Raw genomic sequence first — 17,545 nt, 5'->3', positions numbered from 1 at the left:
CCGCCATCGCTGGTAGGAACTGGACATACAAGTGCTGCATCGCGGGGTATCGTTTCCGGCCTCGGCTTGCTGATGGTGCAATCGCTATAGGTTGCTCTCGATCGACCGTTGGGGGGCGGCCACGGTGCGAGTGCGGCTTCTCGGTCCGATCGACGTGGTGGTGGGCGGCGAGGCGCGCCCCGTGCAGGGGCTGCGGCGCAAGGCCGTGCTCGCCGTGCTCGGGCTGCACGCCGGGGAGGTCGTGAGCACCGGGCGCCTGGTCGATCTGGTCTGGGACGGGGCGCCGCCGCCCAATGCGGTCAACGCGCTGCAGAGCCACCTCTCCTACCTGCGCCGCACGCTGTCGGACAAGGGCGCGGTGCGCTCCCGGCCGCCCGGGTACGTGCTCGACGTCGGCGCCGAGGGGACCGACGTTGCGGTGGCCGAGCGGCTGATCAGCGCCGGGCTGCAGGACCGCGACGACGGCAACCGGGCCCGGGACCTGCAGCGGGCGCTGGACCTTTGGCGCGGGCAGCCGATGGCCGACGCGACCGGCGTGACCTGGCTGGAGGAGCAGGCGGAGCGGATCGGGCAGCTGTGGCTGCAGGGCAAGCGCGCGCTGCTGCAGGCCCGGCTCGGGCTCGGGCAGCACGCCGCGCTGCTGCCGGAGCTGGAGCAGCTGACCCGGGAGCACTCGTTCGACGAGCAGCTGCACGGGCAGCTCATGCTCGCGCTGTACCGCATGGGCCGCCAGGCCGACGCGCTGGCGGCCTTCCAGCGGCTGCGTCGCACGCTGCGCGACGACCTGGGCATCGAGCCGGGCGTGGCGCTGCGCGAGCTGGAGTCGGCGATGCTGCGCCAGGACGCCGGGCTCGACCCGCCGGCCGCCCCGGTGCGCCTGGCCCCCGAGCGGGAGCCGCGGGAGCCGGCGAGCACCGTGCCGGCCCAGATCCCGCTGGCCGTGCGCACGTTCGCCGGGCGGGCCGGGCAGCTGGCCCGGCTCGACGCGCTGCTGCCGGCCGAGTGGGCACCGCCCGGCGCGGCCGTGTTCGTCGCGGTGGTGTCCGGCACGGCCGGGGTCGGCAAGTCGGTGCTCGCGGTGCACTGGGCGCACCGGGTGGCCGACCGCTTCCCCGACGGCCAGCTCTACGTGAACCTGCGCGGCTTCGACCCGGGCGACCGTCCGATGCCGCCGGCCGACGCGGTGCGCGGCTTCCTCGACGCGCTCGGCGTGCCGTCCGAGCGCGTCCCGGCCGACCTGGCCGGGCTGTCCGGCCTGCTGCGCAGCCGGCTCGCCGGCAAGCGGGTGCTGATCCTGCTGGACAACGCCCGCGACGCCGAGCAGGTCCGCCCGCTGCTGCCGGCCGCGCCCGGCTGCCTGGTCGTGGTCACCAGCCGCGACCCGCTGACCTCGCTGGTGGCGATCGAGGGCGCGGTGCCCGTGCCGGTCGGCCTGCTCACCGACGCCGAGGCCCGCGACCTGCTGGTGAGCCGGCTCGGGGCGCGCCGGGTGGCGGCCGAGCCGGCCGCCGTCGAGCGGATCGTGACCTGCTGCGCGCGGCTCCCGCTGGCCCTGGCCGTGGTCGCCGGGCGCGCCGCCACCCGGCCCGAGCTGCCGCTCTCGGCGCTGGCCGACGAGCTCGGCGCGCGCCGCTCGACGCTGGACGCGATCGCCGGCAGCGACCCGGCCTCCGACGCGCGGGCCGTGTTCTCGTGGTCGTACCGCTCGCTGAGCCCGGCCGCGGCCGGGGTGCTGCGCCGGATGAGCCTCGGGCCGGGGACCGATCTCGGCATCGACGCCGTCGCCGCGCTCGCCGGGGTGCCCGCCGCGGCCGCCCGGGCCGGCCTGGCCGAGCTGGACCGGGCCGGGCTGGTGACGGAGCAGCGGCCCGGGCGGTACACCTTCCACGACCTGCTGCGCGCCTACGCCACCGAGCTGGCCGAGACGACCGACGGCGAGGCCGACCGGTCCGCCGCCGTGCACCGCCTGCTCGAGCACTACCTCGCCACCGCCCAGGTGGCCGCGCGGCAGCTCGACCCGGCCCGGGACCCGGCGCCGAGGGCGGCCCGGCACCCGGCGGCCGCGGTGCCGGCCCCGCCGCGGGAGCAGGCCCAGGCCTGGTTCGCCGATGAGCACCGCGCGCTGCTGGCCGCGGTCGGCCTGGCCGCCGGGCGCGGGCTGGACGAGCACACCTGGCGGCTGGCCGCGGCCATGACCACGTTCCTGGACTGGCGCGGGCAGTGGCAGGAGCTGGTGAGCATCCAGGAGGCGGCGCTGCGGGCGCTGCGCCGGCTGGGCGACCGGCCGGGGCAGGGCGCGGCGTCCTGCGAGCTGGGCCAGGTCTACGCCCGCATCGGCCGCTTCGACGAGGCCCATCAGTACCTGTGGACCGCGCTGTGCCTGTTCGAGCAGCTCGACGACGCCCCCGGGCTGGCCCGCGCGCACTATCACCTGGGCTGGCTGCAGCACGCCCAGCGCAGGTACCGCGACGCCCTGAGCCACAGCGAGCAGGCCCTGGAGCTGTTCGAGCGGCTCGGCGACAAGCTCTGGCGGGCCCGCGCCCTCAACGCCACCGGCTGGATCATGGGGCAGCTCGGCGACCACGAGGCCGCGCTGCGGCGCTGCCGGGACGCGCTGGTGGAGAACCGCGAGGCCGGCGACCGCCACGGCGAGGCCGGCACCTGGGACGCCGTCGGCTACGCCCACCACCGGCTGGGTGACCCGCGCCAGGCCCTCGCCTGCTACGGCCACGCCCTGCGCGCCTACCGCGAGCTGGGCGACCGCTCCGGCCAGGCCTACGTGCTGTGCCACCTGGGCGACGCGCACGCCGCCGTCGGCGACGCCGCCGCCGCGGCCGAGGCGTGGCGGCACAGCCTCGACATCTTCGACGAGCTCGACCCCGCGCACGCCGCCGCCGTGCGCGCGAAGCTCCCGTCCGGTTCGCCCGGCCCGGCGGCTACGGTGAGGGGATGACGGCGCTTCGCACCTTACGGGCCGACCTGGCGGCGGCGGCCCCGCAGATGTACGACGACCTCGCCGAGCTGGTCGGGGTCGAGTCCCCGTCCTCCGACGTGCACGCGCTGGCCCGCTGCGCCGACGTGGTGGCCGCCCTCGGCGCCCGCAGCCTCGGCGCCGCCCCGGAGCGGATCGTGATCGGCGACCGGCCGCACCTGCGCTGGCGCTTCGGTGCCGCGCCGGCCCGGGTCGTGCTCGTCGGGCACTACGACACCGTCTGGCCGCTGGGCACGCTGGCCCGCTGGCCGTTCGCGATCGACGGCGACCGGGCCACCGGCCCCGGCGTGGTCGACATGAAGGGCGGCCTGGTCGTGCTCTTCCACGCCCTCGCCGCGATCGGCGACCTCGACGGTGTCACGGTGCTGGTCAACGCCGACGAGGAGCTCGGCTCGCCGACCTCGACCGCGCTCATCGAGGACACCGCCCGCGGCGCGGCCGGCGCGCTGGTGCTGGAGGGCAGCTCGCACGGCCGGCTCAAGACCGCCCGCAAGGGCATCGCGCACTACTCGGTGCGGATCACCGGCCGCGCCTCGCACGCCGGCAACGCGCCGCACCGCGGCGTCAACGCCGGCGTGGAGCTGGCCCACCAGGTGCTGCGCATCGCGGCGCTGGGCGACCCCGGACGCGGCACGACGGTCACGCCGACCAACTCGGTCGCCGGGACGACGAGCAACACCGTGCCGGCCGCCGCGCGGCTCAGCGTCGACGTGCGCTCGTTCGAGCAGGCGGAGCTGCAGCGGGTCGACGCCGCCCTGCGCGGGCTCACCCCGGTGCTGCCCGGCGCGCAGGTCGACGTGGAGCCCGGCCCGGCCCGCCCGGCGCTGCCGGCGAGCGCGTCGGCCGAGCTGTTCGCGCTCGCGCAGCGACTCTTCGAGGAGCTGACCGGCGCCCCCGCGGTGGGGGAGGCGGTCGGCGGAGGCTCGGACGGCAATCTCACCGCCGGAGTCGGCGTGCGGACCCTCGACGGGCTCGGCGCGATCGGCGGCAACGCACACGCAGAGGGGGAGTGGATTCAATTGTCCAGCCTGCCGGAGCGGGCGGCCCTGGTCGGGGCGCTCGCGGCGCGGATCGGGCGGGAGCGGTGACGACCGCCTTCGCCGATGCCTCGGCCGCCGCCGACCGCGTCGGGGTGAAGATGGTCGAGCTGTCCTCGGCCGTCGAGCTCGAGGAGTGCTCGGCGCTGCTGCAGCGGGTGTGGCGGGCCGGCCACCCCGCGGAGATCGCGTCGCCGTCGATGCTGCGGACGTACGTCCACTCGGGCAACTACGTCGCCGGCGCCTATCGCGCCGGGGTCCTGGTCGGCGCGGCCGTCGGCTTCTTCGGTCGCGACGGCGCGGGCGAGCACCTGCACTCCCACCTGGCCGGCGTCGAGCGCGGCGGCCACGGCCAAGGCGTCGGGCGGGCCCTGAAGCTGCACCAGCGGGCCTGGACGCTGGCCCGCGGGGTGCCCGAGGTGCACTGGACCTACGACCCGCTGATCGGCCGCAACGCGTACTTCAACCTGCAGAAGCTCGGCGCCGACGCGGCCGCCTACCTGCCGGAGTTCTACGGCCGGATGACCGACGGCATCAACACCGGCGACCTGACCGACCGGGTGCTCGTCGTGTGGCGGCTGGAGAGCCCGCGGGTCGGCGAGCTGGCCCGCGGGGCCGGCTTCGAGGTCGACACGAGCGGCGCCGCGCCGCTGGTGTCCCGCGCCGAGGACGGCGAGCCGCTGCTGCACGAGCCGGACCCGGCCGCGGCGGCGCTGACGGTGGCCGTGCCGGTCGACGTCGAGGAGCTGCGCCGCGGCGACCCGGCGGCGGCGCTGCGCTGGCGTCACGCCGTGCGCGACGCGCTCATGGGCCGCCTGGCCGCGGGCCTGCGCATCGCCGGCGTCACCCGGGACGGGCACTACCTGCTGGAGGCCGGACGATGAGCGGTCCAGAGCGCAACGGAGGCGGCGGCATGAGCGACCTGCGACTGCAGGGCCTGGAGCTGCGCCGGATCGCCATGCCGCTGGTGGCGCCGTTTCGCACCTCCTTCGGCACCGAGCACGCCCGCGACGTGCTGCTGGTGCGCGCGGTCACGGCCGACGCCGAGGGCTGGGGCGAGTGCGTGGCGCTGAGCGGGCCGTTCTACTCCGCCGAGTACGTCGACGGCGCCGAGGCGTTCATCCGGCGGTACCTCGTGCCACTCCTGCGCCGTAGCAACGGCAGCGTCTACGCGCTTGAGCGGCTGTTCGAGCCGCTCAAGGGCAACCCGATGGCCAAGGCGGCGGTGCAGACGGCCGTGCTCGACGCGCACCTGCGCGCGTCCGGGCTGCCGCTGGGCGACTTCCTGGGCGCGGTGCGCGACAAGGTGCCGGCCGGCGTCTCGGTCGGCATCATGGACTCCATTCCCGCCCTGCTGGAGGCCGTCGAGGGGTACCTCGCCGCCGGCTACCTGCGGATCAAGCTCAAGATCGAGCCGGGCTGGGACGTCGAGCCGGTGCGGGCCGTGCGCGAGCGCTTCGGCGACGGCGTGCTGCTGCAGGTCGACGCCAACACCGCGTACACGCTCGCCGACGCCGACCGGCTGGCCCGCCTCGACCCGTTCGACCTGCTGCTCATCGAGCAGCCGCTGCCGGAGGACGACCTGCGCGGCCACGCCCGCCTGGCCGGGCTGGTGCGCACGCCGATCTGCCTGGACGAGTCGATCGTCAACGCGCGGGCGGCGGCCGACGCGATCGCGCTGGGCGCCTGCCGGATCGTCAACATCAAGCCCGGGCGGGTCGGCGGGTACCTCGAGGCCCGCCGCATCCACGACGTCTGCGCGGCCAACGGGGTGGCGGTCTGGGCCGGCGGAATGCTGGAGACCGGCCTCGGCCGCGCGGCCAACCTGGCCCTGGCCGCCCTGCCGGGCTTCACGCTGCCCGGCGACACCTCCGCCTCCGACCGCTACTACGCGCAGGACATCACCGAGCCCTTCACGCTCGACGGCGGTCACGTGGGCGTGCCGACCGGCCCCGGCATCGGGGTCACGCCGATCCGGGAGGTCCTCGACGCTGTGACGACGGCGACAGAGTGGATTAACTTTACAAGCGTTAGCTGACGGTCTTAACCTTACGGGCGTAAACAAACGTCCGTAAGGAGCCCGTGTCATGTCCGAGTCCGAGTACCCACGCCGCTGGGCCGCTCTCGCGGTGCTCAGCCTCACGCTCGTCGCCGTCACGCTCGACAACTCCGTGCTCAACACCGCCCTGCCGTCGCTGGCCCACGCCCTGCGCGCGAGCACCTCCGACCTGCAGTGGATCACGGACGCGTACACCCTCGTCTTCGCCTCGGCGCTGATCCTGGCCGGCACCCTCGGCGCCCGGTTCGGCTCGCGCAACGCGCTGATCGGCGGCCTGGTCGTGTTCGGCGGCGGCTCGGCCGTCGCGGCCTTGTCCGGCTCGCCCGGGCAGCTCATCGCCTGGCGGGCGGTGATGGGGCTGGGCGCGGCGTTCGTCATGCCGGCCACGCTGGCGATCATCACCCGGATCTTCCCGCCGGCCGAGCGCCCCAAGGCCTTCGGCGCCTGGTCGGCCGCGGCCGGCATCGGCGTGCTCATCGGCCCGGTCACCGGCGGCGCCCTGCTCGAGCACTTCTCGTGGAGCAGCGCCTTCTGGATCAACGTGCCGCTGGTCGCGTTCGCCATCGGCGCCGTGTTCGCCGTCGTCCCGTCCGTCCCGGCGGTGCGTGGAGGCAGGCTCGACATCCTCGGCGCGCTGCTGTCCACCGCGGCCGTCGCCGCGCTCGTCGACGCGGTCATCCAGGCGCCGTCGCGGGGCTGGGCCGACCGTGTGACGCTGGCCGAGCTCGCGCTGGCGGCCGTGCTGGTCGCCGCCTTCGTCGCGTGGCAGCGCCGGGCCGCCTCGCCGCTGGTGCGGCTGGACCTCTTCACCAACCGCACCTTCGCCGTCGCCGCGCTCTCGCTGGCCGTGGTGTTCTTCGTGCTCTTCGGGACGCTGTTCGAGCTGTCGCAGTACCTCCAGCTGGTCCACGGCTACAGCCCGCTCGTGGCCGGCCTGGGTGCCATGCCGTTCGCCGTGGCCATGGCGCTCACCTCGGCCACCTCGCCGCTCATCACCCGCCGGCTCGGCGTGCGCGGCACCCTGGTGCTGGGCCTGTTCCTGGCCGCCGCCGGCCTGCTCGACCTCGCCACCACCGGCGTGCACACGGCCTTCTGGAAGATCGCCGTCGGCACTGCGGTCATCGGCCTCGGCATGGGCATGATGATGGCCCCGGCCAGCCTGCAGATCTCCGGCTCGGTCCCGCCCCGGTTCGCCTCGATGGCCAGCGCGCTCAACAGCGTGATCCGGGAGCTCGGCGGCGTGTTCGGGATCGCGGTCCTCGGCACGGTGGTCTCCTCCGCCTACCGTTCCGGCGTCGGTACCGACCTGGGTCCGGCCGGCACCGACCTGCCGACGGCCCACGGCGTGGCGGCCACGCTCCCGGCCCCTGCGGCCCAGCACGTGATCGCGGTGGCGGACAAGGCCTTCACCGACGCGATGGACCGCGGCGCCCTCATCGCGGCGGGGATCGCGCTGCTGATGGCGGTGGCGGTGGCGGTGGTCCGCCCGGCCCGCGCGGCGGCGCCGTCGGTGCCCGGCGCCGAGGTCCAGGCGGCGGAGCCGGTGCTGCAGACGGCATGATGAAGGTCATGGAGGCGGAACAGGACGGATCGCCCACCCCCACCGCAGAGGACGGGGGTGGGCGGGGCCGCACCCGTAACCGGCGTGGCGAGGGCGCCCTGCTGCGCGACGAGATCGTGGCCGCGGCCGAGCGGCTGCTGGAGCGCGAGGGCAACGAGGAGGCGCTGACCCTGCGCTCGGTCGCCCGCGAGGCCGGCATCTCGGCCCCGTCGATCTACGGCCACTTCGCCGACCGCGACGCGATCCTGGGGGCCGTGCTCGACATCGGATTCGAGCGGCTGCGCCTGCTGGTGCTCGGCGCGGCTGACGGGATCGAGGACCCGGTGGAGCGGCTGCTGGCGGGCTGCCAGGCCTACGCGCGGTTCGGGATGGAGGACCCGGCGCGGTACCGCGTCCTCTTCGGCCGCCGGCGGTCCGACCGCCCGAGCATGAGCTCGCCCGCCGACATCGCCGGCCTGCCCGAGGTCTGGCGCCGCCGGCTCGACGCGTTCATGGTCATGGTCGACTCGCTGGCCGAGTGCGTGAAGGCCGGCCGCTCGGCCAGCGCCGACCCGTTCGCCGACGCCACCACCCTCTGGACCTCGCTGCACGGCGCCGTGGTGATGCGCCAGTTCATCCCGGGCTTCCCCATGCCGCCGCTGCAGCGCGCGGTCGAGGACCTCGTCCGCCGCATCGGGCTGATCCGGCCATGACGCTGGTCGAGGCGCTCGCCGGAGCGCCGGACCAGGCGGCGGTCGCGCTCCTGGGCGGCCGCCTGACGGTGGGCGGGGTGACCGTGCGGCTGACCGAGGTGGAGGCGTACTCGGGCACCGGCGAGGACCCGGCCTCGCACGCCCACCGCGGCCGGACACCGCGCAACGCCATCATGTTCGGCCCGGCCGGTTACGCGTACGTCTACTTCACCTACGGCATGCACTACTGCATGAACGTGGTCACCGGCACCGAGGGCACCGCGTCGGCCGTGCTGCTGCGGGCCGGCGAGGTGGTCGACGGCCTGGAGACGGCCCGCGCCCGGCGCCCGGTCGCCCGCTCGGACGCCGAGCTGGCCCGCGGACCGGCCCGCCTGTGCAGCGCGCTGGGCATCGGGCGCGACTTCTACGGGACGTACCTCCTCGACGGCCTCCTGACCGGGCCCGGCACCCCGCCGGGCGAGATCTCGGCCGGCCCGCGCGTCGGGGTCACCGGCGCCCACGACCTCCCGTGGCGCTTCTGGCTGACCGGCGACCCGACCGTCAGCGAGTACCGCCGCCACGCCCCCCGGCCGCGCAAAAGCTGAGCCCCGCCGCACGGTCGCGGCGGGGCTCTCGGTCACCAGCAGGCCTCCCGGTCCGGGAGGCGGTCGGCTTCGGGCAGGCGGACCGCCATGGACTGCGGCGGGCGGGCGTACTCGGCGTCGGTGACCTGCTCGCCCCACTCCGTGCCGGTGCCGTCAGGGTCGGTCTCGTGGGTGGACACCACGGCCACGAAGGTCGCCGGGCCGGCACCGTGCCAGTGCCACTCGCCGGCCTCCACCACGATCGTGTCGCCGGCCCGCACCTCGTGGACCGGGCCGGCGCGGCGCTGGACCCGGCCCACGCCGTGCAGGACGTGCAGGACCCGGCCGTACGGGCAGCGGTGCCACGCCGTGCGGGCGCCGGGGTTGAACTGGGCGTGGAACGTCGCCAGGCGGGACGGCTCCATCGCGACGACGTCGCGACCGATCCAGGCCACGCCGGAGTAGCGCTGCTGCGGCGCCGGCCGGCTGGTGCTCGGCGCGCGGATGACCTCCATGGGTACCCCTTCTCGCTGTAGTCCTGTGCCTTCGTGCGGTCCTATGCCTTCGTGTAGTCGGCCCAGGACATGTCCCACGCCGTCCAGCCGTCGCCCGGGTCGAGCGGCGTGCCGGTGTTGCGCGTGGTCACCGGGTCGCCGACCAGCAGCGACTCGTAGAGCCACCGGCCGTTGTCCGTGGAGACGTTGGTGCAGCCGTGCGAGACGTTGCGCACGCCCTGGTCGCCGACCGACCATGGGGCGGCGTGGATGTACTGCCCGCCCCAGGTGAGGCGCTCCGCGTACTGGACCGCCGCGGTGTACTCCGACGTGCGGAACACCGTCGCGGACTCCCGCGACATGATCACCGTGGTGCCGCTGGACGAGGGCGTGGAATCCTTGCCCAGGCTCACCGGAATGGTGCGGATCGGCTGGTCGTTCTGGAACACGGTCATCTGCTTCGTGTTGTTGTCGATGTCGACGGTGAGCTTGCGGCCGATCGTGATGGTTGCGGTGAGATCCTCGTCGGTGTGGCCGTTGCCGATGGGCACGCCGTTGAGAGCCTTACGGGCGGTGATCTTCGTACCCGGCTTCCAGTAGTTCTCCGGGCGGTACATCACCTCGTGCCCGCTGAACCAGCGCCACGCCCCGGGCTGCGGCGGATCGCTGGTCACGAAGAGCCGCTGTTGCACGGCCGCGCGGGATTCGGGCGGCACGTCGCTGCCGAAGTCGACGACGATCGGCATCGCGACGCCGTACGTCCCGCCGTTGGTGAGCATCAGGTCGGAATTGATCTGCGGGCCGGTCGGCTTGGCCGCCGTGGTGAAGGTCGACGTCTTCGTCACCGGCTTGCCGTCGACCCCGACGGCGGTCACCTTGACCGTGTAGGCGGTGCCGTAGCGCAGGGCGGTGGCCGGCACCCAGGAGCTGCCGTCGTCCCGCGGCGCGCCGGCCACAGGCTGGCCGGCCGGGTCGGTGAGCGCGACATTGGTGATCTTGCCGTCGTTGACCTTCAGCCCGATCTCGGCGCTGATCGGCGACCCGGCGTCGCCGGCGGTCGGGGTGATGGTCAGCCCGACAGGTGTCGGGGGAGCGCTGTTCTTGGCCACCGAGGGTTTCCGGTGCAGGGAACCGTCGCAGGCCGACAGCGCCGGTTGCGCCGCGATCGCGAGCACGAGCAGCGCGGTCGCGGACCGGAACACGCTGTGTCTGTACATGCCGCTCATCGTCGTGCCGGCCCGGGCGAGGCCGGGCCGGCAAACGAATGACAACGGGAAGGATCGGCGACGGCGCTACATCGTGGCGTCGGCGATCGTGTTGGCGAGGCCCTCCCACTTGGCGTACGCGTCGGGGAAGGCGGAGCCCTGGACCATCTGCGCGGCCACGGTGACCGCGTAGTCGCCCCAGCCGGGGATCCTCAGCAGCGCCGCGTAGAAGCGGCGGGCCGACTCCTCCGGGTTCATGAGCTGGTCGATGGAGCCCCAGCTCGGCCGCTGCTGGAACAGCCCGACCGAGTCGTAGTCGTAGCCCACGCCCTCGTTCGGGTGCTGCAGCGACGCCGGCAGGTTGCCGTTGGCCAGGTTGCGCAGGTGGCTCTCCTGCAGCGCGGTGGACAGCGCCACCACGGCCGCGCGCTTGGGCAGCCGCTCCCGCTTGGCCACCGCGACGATGGCCAGCGCGTTGTCCATCTCGGTCTGGCTGAGCCCGCCCACGGGCGCCACCTTGGTGGGCGCGGCGGACGGGGTGGACGTGGTCGAGGGGGTGGACGGGGTGGACTTGGTGGACTTGGGGGACTTGGGGGACTTGGTGGTCGGGGCGGGCCGGCTGGCCGGCGCCCGTTCATGGTTGCGGGAAGCCACCTCCCCCGACTCCCGCGAGGGGTCGGAGCCGGTCACGGCGGCGGGGCGTTCGGCCACCGCGGCGCCCGGGTCGCCGCTCGGGGCGGTCAGCAAGGCCGTCAGCCCGAATGCGGCCACGGCGAACACGGTTGCCGCCGCTGCGCCCCGTCGGGGGTGGGTCAGCAGCGGACGGAGCCGGTCGCGCGCCGCGTCGAGGCGGGCGGGGTCCGGCAGGAGGACACGGAGGCGGGCCACCGAATGGCGGCCAGAGCGAGATCGCAGACGGTGAGGACCGGGTTCGGCCGCGTCACTGGGCTGCGGATTTTCGTCGGCACCGGCGAGCATCCGGCGAGAGTAGGAGCCCCCGGGTGAGGGGGTGATTTTGGGCGTGATAAACGGCGCCCGAGCCGTGTGCGCCCGAGCGCTCTTCGTGCGGGCATCAAGCCCGGGGCATCACGCCCAGTAGCCGTTTCGACGGGGGGTGCAAAGCCCTGTTGAGCGGCGCGAATAGCCTCGCCGGGTCCACCTCGCCGACGTCTTTCACCCACGGTGGGTGACGGCTTGGTGGATCCGCTGAGTCGTGCGCACGCACGAACCGGGGACCCACGTTCTGGGGTGAGTCCGCGTTTGCCGCGGTAGGGCGATCTTCCCGCCCGAACCCGTCAGCTAACCCGGTAAGCGGTACCGGAAGGAGTGGTACCCGTGAGCTACCTCTACAAACCCCGGCACAAACCCGAGCAGAGCGACCCGGCCCCCGGTCGCCGCCGGATCCCCCTCGTGGCCGCCTCGGCCGCGGTCCTCGCCGTCGCGGCGGGCCTCGGCGTCGCCGGCCTGGAGCACGCCTCCTCCACATCCACCACACCGGCCGCCTCGACGGTCCAGGCCGCCGACGCACAGGCGCTGGCCGGTGAGCCCTCCACCGGATCCCCCGGCGCCCACGACACGCCGGCGGCCCCGCAGCAGCAGCGCGACGCGGCCCCGGCGACCACCAAGGCCGCGCCCGCCCCCACCTCCACCTCTGCCTCCACGCACAGCGCCGCCCCGACCCACACCGCTTCCCCCACCCCGACGATCCCGGTCCAGAAAGACTTGACGTACCAGTTCGCCTGGCAGGAGAACTACTACTTCTGCGGCCCGGCCGCGACCCGCATCGCGCTCACGGCCAAGGGCCTGTCCCCGAGCCAGTCGGAGGTCGCCCAGAGCCTGGGCACCACCGTGAACGGCACCAACTCATCGGACGACACCACGCGCGCGCTCAACGCGTACCTGAAGACCGACTTCTACAAGGCCCACTTCATCACCGGCCAGGCGGCCACCCAGGCCGACATCGCCGAGCTGAAGGCGGCGGTCGTCAACGCCGTCTCGCAGGGGTACGCCGTCGTGGCAAACATCGCCGGGACGACCACCGACGACGCCGGGCACAGCCACTCCTACGACGGCGGGCACTACCTCACCATCGTCGGCTACCGCGACAGCGGCCAGACCGTGAAGATCGCGGACCCGGCCGACGCCCAGGGCGTCGGCTCCTACACCGTGTCCATCGCCAACATGGCCAACTGGATCGCCCAGCGCGGTTACTCGGCCTGATCGTTTCATCGCCGCACGGCGTTCGCCGGTTCAGGCCCCCATCGCCCGGGCTCTGCTCGGGACGGCGAAGTTCTGGACCGGCACGCCGCGCAGCGCGAACGCCATGGTCTGCGCCACGGCCGTGTCGACCGAGCTGGAGACGCCGCCGCCCACGTAGTCGTTGGGGTTGTCCGGGTTGACCGCGATGCCGGCCGCGGCGATCTGCGGGGTGAAGCCCACGAAGGTCTCCGTGGCGTTGTACTCCGAGCTGCCCGTCTTGCCCGCCACCGGCCGTCCCGCGAGGATCCCGGAGACGCCCTCGGCGGTGCCGCCGTCGCACTTGCCGTAGACCGAGCCCTTGCTGACCGGGCAGCGGGCGGCGTCGGTCGCGGCCGCGGCCACGTCCGGGTCGACCGCCTGCCGGCACTTCGGGGTGCCGGCGTCCAGCGTCTTGCCGTCGGCGTCCTTGATCGACAGCACCGGCAGCGGCTGGCAGTACACGCCGCCGGCCGCCACCGCCGCGTAGGCGTTGGCCAGGTCCAGCGGGGTGGTCGAGGCGACGCCCAGCGTGAACGAGCCCCACGCGGCCGCGTTGGCCGCCAGCCCCGCGTCATGGTCGTCGCGGAAGACGATGCCCAGCCGCTGCGCCATCTCGATCGCCCGGTCGGCCCCGACCTGCTCTTCCAGCCACACGAAGTACGTGTTCACCGAGCGCCCGAACCCGTTCCACATGGTGCGGTCGCCGTCCATCCAGCTCGGGGTGTCGTTGGCCGGGCACCACCGCCCGCCGCAGCCGGACGACCCGTCGCCCGGCCAGATGGTGGGGATCCGGGCCGGCGCGTTGAAGTGCGTGTTCAGGGGCCGCCCGGACTCCAGCGCGGCGAGCATGGTGAACATCTTGAAGGTCGATCCGGCCTGGTACCCCGCGACGCCCGACCCGCCCGCGACGAGCTGGTTGACGGTGTTGGGGTAGTTCGGGTGCTGCGGCGGGTTGGCCTCCAGGCTGTAGTGCCGGTTGACCGCCATCGCCAGCACCCGGCCGGTGCCCGGCTGGACGACGGCGAGGGGCAGCGAGCGGGCGTTGCCGTAGCCGTAGACGCCGAGCGACTGACTCAGCGCCGCGGCCTGGATGCCGGGGTCGATGGAAGTGACGATCGAGTAGCCGCCGGTGCGCAGCGCCTCGTCGCGCTCGGTCGGGGTGTTGCCGAACTCGGCCTGGCTGTTCCACCACAGCCGGAAGTAGTCGCAGAAGAAGCCCCAGTCGTTGTGCGCGGTGTCGACCGCCGTGCAGTCGTTCGGCGGCCGGTGCTCCGTCAGCCGCACCTCGGTGGCCTTGGCCGCGGCCGCCACCACCGGCGTGACCGCGTGCATCTTCGCCATCGAGTCGAGGGTGTAGGCCCGCCGCTGCAGCGCCTTGTCCCGGTCGCCGCTCATCGGGTTGTCGATGTCCGGCGACTGCAGCACGCCGGCCAGCATGGCCGCCTCGGCCAGCGAGAGGTCGGCCGGATCCTTGCCGAAGTAGGTCTGGGCGGCGGCGTAGATGCCGTAGGCGCCCGCGCCGAAGTAGGCGATGTTGAGGTACCGCTGCAGGATCTCGTTCTTGTTGAGGCGCTGCTCGAGCGCCAGGGCCAGCTTCATCTCGCGCAGCTTGCGGGCCGGGGTGTCGGCGAGCGCGTCCAGGTGCTGCTGGGGCGTCAGGCCGGGGTTGTTCTTGAGCACGTTGCGCACGTACTGCATGGTCAGCGTCGAGGCGCCCTGCTGCGCGCCGCCGCGGCTGTTGGACACGAACGCGCGCGCCACGCCCTTCACGTCCACGCCGTGGTGCTGGTAGAAGCGGGTGTCCTCGGCCGCCACCACGGCCTGGCGCATGACCGGGGCGACCTGATCGAGCGTGACGTCGCGGCGGTTCTCGTCGTAGAACGTGGTGATGAGGGTCTTGCCGTCGCTGGCGTACACGTAGGACGTCTGGGCAGGCAGCGGCGTGGCCAGGTCGACCGGGAGGTTCTCCCACGTGTCGCTGCCCGCCTTGGCCAGCCCGCCGGTGACGATCGCGACCGGTAGCAGGCCGGCCGCCACCACCAGGCCGGCCAGGACCCCGCACAGCAGCAGCCGCAGCAGCCGGGTGGCCACCCGCCGCTTTCGGTGCTGGGGACGTGGGCGTGGGCGGCGGCGCAGGCGCATGACTGTTCTCCCGGGGTGGGGCTTTTTCGGTGGCGCGCCGCTACCCGGCGGGCCCTGCGGTAACCGCCGTCACGTCGTGGATCACCCGGGCCATTGGCCGGGGCGAGGGATCGGATGGGTGGGGACATATCCGCCCGCCCGGTCGCCCGCGGTCTGTTCGGCTGGATGCGCGGCGCACCGTGGCCGTCCGGAGCGAAGGGGGCGAGACGACACCATGTGCGGCTTCGTGATGTACACCGGCAACGACATCATCACCGCGGAACTGCTCGGCGCGATGGAGCGCCAGCTCGGGCTGATCGACCACCGCGGACCCGACGACATGGCCCTGGAGCGGATCGCCCCCGGCGTGGCGGTGGGCTTCCGGCGCCTGGCGATCATCGACCGCCAGGGCAGCCGGCAACCGCTGAGCTACCCGCCGTCCGGCCCCGAGGCGGGCCGCTGGACGCTGGTCTTCAACGGCGAGATCTACAACTTCGAGGCCCTGCGCGAGGAGCTGATCCGCCAGCACGGCGCCGTCTTCGCCACCGACGGCGACTCGGAGGTGCTCGCCGCCGCGTTCCACCACTGGGGCGAGGCCGCCCTGGAGCGCCTGCGCGGCATGTTCGCGTTCGCCATCTGGGACTCCGGCACCGAGACCCTCTACGCCGCCCGGGACCCGTTCGGGATCAAGCCGCTGTACTACGTCGACACGCTCGACGGTGGCCTGTGGCTGGCCAGCGAGAAGGCGCCGCTGCTCCCGCAGGCCTCACGGGAGCTCGACCCGACGGCGCTGTCGCTGTACCTCACGATGCAGTACGTCCCGGAGCCGTACACGATGCACCGCGACGTGCGCCGGCTCCCCGCCGGCGGCCTGCTGATCCGCCGGTTCGGCGGCGCCCCGGTGGTCCGCCGCTACACCCGCGCCTGGCTGCGCCCCGACCCCGCCGCCGATGAGGCCGCCGTCGTGGCCGACCTTCGCGAGGCCCTGCGCGACAGCGTCCGCGCCCACATGCGCGCCGACGTCCCGGTCGGCGCCTTCCTGTCCAGCGGCATCGACTCGACCGCGATTGTGGCCCTGGCCGCCGAGCTGCACCCGCGCCTGCAGGCCTTCACCGCCGGCTTCGACACCGCCACCGCGTTCTCGGAGCTGGAGATCGCCGAGCGCTCCGCCGCCCAGCTCGGGGTCGACCTGCACCCCGCCGTGGTGCGCCCCGACCAGGTGATGGAGGCGCTCCCGCGGATCATCTGGCACCTCGGCGACCCGGTCGCGGACCCGTCCATCGTGCCGCTGTACTTCCTCGCCCGTACCGCCGCCGAGCACGTCACCGTGGTGCTCTCCGGCGAGGGCGCCGACGAGCTGGCCGGCGGGTACACCATCTACCGCGAGCCACACTCGGTCGCCCCCGTCGCCCGCCTCGGCGACCCCCTCCAGCGGGGCCTGCGCGCCCTGGCCCGCGCCATGCCCGACGGGATGCGCGGCAAGAGCTACCTGCAGCGGGCCACGACCCCGATGCCGGACCGGTACTTCGGCAACGCCCGCATCCTCACCGACGACGAGAAGGCCCGGATCCTGCGCGGCGGCCCGGGGATCGGCCACCAGCACGTGACCGCGTCCCTCTACGCCGAGGCCGTGGCCCTCGACCCGGTGGCCACCATGCAGCACATCGACATCAACACGTGGCTGACCGGCGACATCCTGACCAAGGCCGACCGCATGTCGATGGCCCACTCCCTGGAGCTGCGGGTGCCGTTCCTGGACCGCCGCGTGTTCGAGGTCCTGTCCCGCCTGCCCTCCCGGCTGAAGGTCCCGGACCGCGGCCGCACCACGAAGTACGCCCTGCGCCGCGCGGTGGCCGGCATCGTCCCCGACTTCATCGTCGACCGGCCGAAGCTGGGCTTTCCCACCCCGGCCCGGCGCTGGCTGCGGGCCGAGCTGGCCGAGTGGGCCCACCACGTCTTCTCGACGTCGGGCGCCGGCCACCTGATCGACCTGAACTACGCCCACGCCCTGCTGGCGGCCCACGAGAAGGCCGAGGCCGACCATGCCCGCAAGCTGTGGATCCTGCTGACCTTCTGCCTCTGGCACGGCATCTTCGTCGACGGCACCATCACGGTGACCCGCCAGGAGCCCCGGGTCGGCCCCATGCTCACCGGCTGAACGAGCGGACCTCCCGGCCGGCCGCACACTCGCGGGCCGGTCGGCGGGGCGCAACCGGCGCGGAGGCCCGGGCCGGCCTACGGTCGCCGGCCGGCCCGCGTTGCCGCTCCGGAAGGCCGGTCCCGCCGCCTGAACGAGCGGACCTCCCGGCCGGCCGCACATTCGCGGGCCGGTCGGCGGGGCGCAACCGGCGCGGAGGCCCGGGCCGGCCTACGGTCGCCGGCCGGTCCGCGTTGCCGCTCCGAAAGGCCGGTCCCGCCGCCCGTGGTGCCGCGCCGGCGGCCGAGCGGTCCGGTCCGCCCGCTCGTCAGGGCTCCATGTCCCACGGGGGTTCCTCGTCACCCCAGAACATCTCGTCGTCGGGCCCGGTGGCGCGGGCCGCCGAGGCGGGCGTGGGGGCACGCGCCGCCGCCGGAGCGGGGGCC

13 protein-coding genes and 1 riboswitch are annotated in these 17,545 nt (G+C 74.2%); of the genes, 9 read left to right on the top strand and 4 right to left on the bottom strand.

The window, feature by feature from the left end; translation table 11 throughout:
* Window positions 1-124: 124 nt before the first annotated feature.
* From ABD352_RS53445 to ABD352_RS53415, 7 genes are read left to right on the top strand one after another with little or no spacing between them, the layout of a single operon-like run.
* On the top strand, window positions 125-2,953 hold the full coding sequence (locus tag ABD352_RS53445; RefSeq protein WP_344620380.1) for an AfsR/SARP family transcriptional regulator: 2,829 nt from the start codon (window positions 125-127) through the stop codon (window positions 2,951-2,953).
* The gene (locus tag ABD352_RS53440; RefSeq protein ID WP_344620379.1) at window positions 2,950-4,080 is read left to right on the top strand and encodes a M20 family metallopeptidase; all 1,131 of its coding nucleotides are present in this window, start codon (window positions 2,950-2,952) and stop codon (window positions 4,078-4,080) included. Before ABD352_RS53445 ends, ABD352_RS53440 begins: the two co-directional genes overlap by 4 nt.
* Window positions 4,077-4,913, top strand: coding sequence for a GNAT family N-acetyltransferase (locus ABD352_RS53435; protein WP_344620378.1), 837 nt, complete (start codon window positions 4,077-4,079; stop codon window positions 4,911-4,913). The genes ABD352_RS53440 and ABD352_RS53435 overlap by 4 nt, the downstream gene beginning before the upstream one ends.
* Window positions 4,914-4,942: 29 nt before the next feature.
* Window positions 4,943-6,067 carry an o-succinylbenzoate synthase gene (gene menC / locus ABD352_RS53430; RefSeq protein ID WP_425553984.1) on the top strand — a complete coding sequence of 375 codons (1,125 nt, stop codon included), beginning with the start codon at window positions 4,943-4,945 and terminating at the stop codon, window positions 6,065-6,067.
* Window positions 6,068-6,116: 49 nt separating this feature from the next.
* Complete coding sequence (locus tag ABD352_RS53425) at window positions 6,117-7,649, top strand: MFS transporter (protein WP_344620377.1); 1,533 nt, start codon at window positions 6,117-6,119, stop codon at window positions 7,647-7,649.
* Window positions 7,650-7,657: 8 nt separating this feature from the next.
* Window positions 7,658-8,341: a TetR/AcrR family transcriptional regulator gene (locus tag ABD352_RS53420; RefSeq protein ID WP_344620376.1), complete on the top strand. Its 684-nt coding sequence runs from the start codon at window positions 7,658-7,660 to the stop codon at window positions 8,339-8,341.
* A complete protein-coding gene (locus tag ABD352_RS53415) occupies window positions 8,338-8,925 on the top strand; it encodes a DNA-3-methyladenine glycosylase (RefSeq protein WP_344620375.1) in 588 nt (195 codons plus the stop codon). The genes ABD352_RS53420 and ABD352_RS53415 overlap by 4 nt, the downstream gene beginning before the upstream one ends.
* A 32-nt stretch (window positions 8,926-8,957) precedes the next feature.
* Here the strand turns inward: ABD352_RS53415 and ABD352_RS53410 are convergent, their stop codons facing one another.
* The 3 genes from ABD352_RS53410 to ABD352_RS53400 form a co-directional block, all read right to left on the bottom strand.
* Window positions 8,958-9,419, bottom strand: a complete 462-nt coding sequence (locus tag ABD352_RS53410) for a cupin domain-containing protein (RefSeq protein WP_344620374.1) — start codon at window positions 9,417-9,419, stop codon at window positions 8,958-8,960.
* A gap of 41 nt (window positions 9,420-9,460) precedes the next feature.
* Window positions 9,461-10,615, bottom strand: coding sequence for a L,D-transpeptidase (locus ABD352_RS53405; protein WP_344620373.1), 1,155 nt, complete (start codon window positions 10,613-10,615; stop codon window positions 9,461-9,463).
* Between the two features lie 75 nt (window positions 10,616-10,690).
* Complete coding sequence (locus ABD352_RS53400) at window positions 10,691-11,374, bottom strand: hypothetical protein (protein WP_344620372.1); 684 nt, start codon at window positions 11,372-11,374, stop codon at window positions 10,691-10,693.
* Between the two features lie 423 nt (window positions 11,375-11,797).
* A riboswitch (cyclic di-AMP (ydaO/yuaA leader) is annotated at window positions 11,798-11,932 on the top strand.
* 6 nt (window positions 11,933-11,938) lie between these two features.
* Between ABD352_RS53400 and ABD352_RS53395 the strand changes: the two genes are divergently transcribed.
* Window positions 11,939-12,823 carry a C39 family peptidase gene (locus tag ABD352_RS53395; RefSeq protein WP_344620371.1) on the top strand — a complete coding sequence of 295 codons (885 nt, stop codon included), beginning with the start codon at window positions 11,939-11,941 and terminating at the stop codon, window positions 12,821-12,823.
* 30 nt (window positions 12,824-12,853) lie between these two features.
* On the opposite strand, the gene ABD352_RS53390 is transcribed toward ABD352_RS53395, so the two are convergent.
* A complete protein-coding gene (locus ABD352_RS53390) occupies window positions 12,854-14,983 on the bottom strand; it encodes a transglycosylase domain-containing protein (protein ID WP_425553983.1) in 2,130 nt (709 codons plus the stop codon).
* 229 nt (window positions 14,984-15,212) lie between these two features.
* On the opposite strand from ABD352_RS53390, the gene asnB reads away from it, so the two are divergent.
* Entirely contained in the window at window positions 15,213-17,120 is a 1,908-nt protein-coding gene (gene asnB / locus ABD352_RS53385) for an asparagine synthase (glutamine-hydrolyzing) (RefSeq protein ID WP_344620419.1), read from the top strand.
* The last annotated feature ends 425 nt before the right edge of the window (window positions 17,121-17,545 follow it).

Origin of the sequence: Dactylosporangium salmoneum (assembly GCF_039532525.1) — a bacterium.
GTDB lineage: Bacteria > Actinomycetota > Actinomycetes > Mycobacteriales > Micromonosporaceae > Dactylosporangium > Dactylosporangium salmoneum.
Note: the sequence above shows the minus strand (reverse complement) of the source record. Positions and strands in the feature narration are given on the sequence as shown.

Coding starts and splice junctions, on each gene's coding strand:
- ABD352_RS53390 (WP_425553983.1), bottom strand. CDS start 14,983: ATGCGCCTGCGCCGCCGCCCACGCCCACGTCCCCAGCACCGAAAGCGG.
- menC (WP_425553984.1), top strand. CDS start 4,943: ATGAGCGACCTGCGACTGCAGGGCCTGGAGCTGCGCCGGATCGCCATG.
- ABD352_RS53410 (WP_344620374.1), bottom strand. CDS start 9,419: ATGGAGGTCATCCGCGCGCCGAGCACCAGCCGGCCGGCGCCGCAGCAG.
- ABD352_RS53440 (WP_344620379.1), top strand. CDS start 2,950: ATGACGGCGCTTCGCACCTTACGGGCCGACCTGGCGGCGGCGGCCCCG.
- ABD352_RS53405 (WP_344620373.1), bottom strand. CDS start 10,615: ATGTACAGACACAGCGTGTTCCGGTCCGCGACCGCGCTGCTCGTGCTC.
- ABD352_RS53420 (WP_344620376.1), top strand. CDS start 7,658: ATGGAGGCGGAACAGGACGGATCGCCCACCCCCACCGCAGAGGACGGG.
- asnB (WP_344620419.1), top strand. CDS start 15,213: ATGTACACCGGCAACGACATCATCACCGCGGAACTGCTCGGCGCGATG.
- ABD352_RS53425 (WP_344620377.1), top strand. CDS start 6,117: ATGTCCGAGTCCGAGTACCCACGCCGCTGGGCCGCTCTCGCGGTGCTC.
- ABD352_RS53415 (WP_344620375.1), top strand. CDS start 8,338: ATGACGCTGGTCGAGGCGCTCGCCGGAGCGCCGGACCAGGCGGCGGTC.